The organism is Haladaptatus sp. R4, assembly GCF_001625445.1.
GTDB lineage: Archaea > Halobacteriota > Halobacteria > Halobacteriales > Haladaptataceae > Haladaptatus.
Genome location: NZ_LWHG01000019.1, coordinates 1 through 993 on the forward strand (window position 1 = coordinate 1; position 993 = coordinate 993).

The following is a 993-nucleotide window of genomic DNA, read 5'->3' on the forward strand; positions in this document are numbered from 1 at the left end:
ACGCTGGAAGAATCCGAGGATAGCACGGAGGTGCTCTAAGCATGATGTCACAACAACAGGAAACAGTCACGGAGGTATCGGACCCGATCCTGAGCATTCGGAACGCGTCGGTGACCTACGACGAGGGCAAATCGTACGTCCTGAACGATGTGAGCCTCGACATCCAGCGCAACGAAATCGTCGGCGTGGTCGGCGAAAGCGGGTCGGGCAAATCGATGTTCGCCGAGACGATCCTCGACGCCATTCCCGATCCCGGATTGCTTCAGGGCGAAGTGATTTACCGGCCGGAAGACGGCGAGGAGGTCAACGTCCTCGAACTCTCGCAGGAAGAGTTGCGCTCGATGCGCTGGGAGCAGATTTCGATGGTGTTCCAGGGCGCGATGAGTTCGTTCAATCCGACAATGAAAATCGAGGACCACTTCTACGATACGTTGGACGCGCACGACGCTGACCGCACCGAGGGAATGGACCGCGCGCGAGAATTGCTCGCGGAACTGTACCTCGATGCTGACCGCGTGCTGTCGTCGTACCCGCACGAACTGTCGGGCGGGATGCAACAGCGGGCGCTGATCGCACTGTCGCTGGTGTTGGACCCGGACATCTTGGTGATGGACGAACCGACGGCGGCGCTGGACCTGCTGATGCAGCAGTCGATCCTGATCCTGCTCAAAGAACTCCAGGAGAAATACGATCTGACGATGGTGTTCATCACCCACGACCTGCCGCTCGTCGCCGCGTTGGCCGACCGCCTCGCCGTGATGTACGCCTTCGATTTGGCGGAAGTCGGCCCTTCCGAGGAGATCGTCAATGATGCGGCTCATCCGTACACGCGGGCGCTGTTGAATTCGACGCCGAGTCTGAACGCGCCGCTCGAAGAGATGCGGCCTATCGCGGGACAGAGTCCCGCGCCGATCAACGTGCCGAAGGGGTGTGCCTACCACCCGCGCTGTCCGCTCGCGACCGACGAGTGCGTGCAGACCGACCCGCCGTTCG

At 61.0% G+C, this 993-nt stretch carries 1 protein-coding gene; it reads left to right on the top strand.

Translation table 11 applies throughout. The features are described 5' to 3' along the window. Positions 1-44: 44 nt before the first annotated feature. Positions 45-993: ABC transporter ATP-binding protein (locus A4G99_RS09420; protein WP_394337447.1), on the top strand; the 949-nt coding region annotated here is incomplete at its 3' end.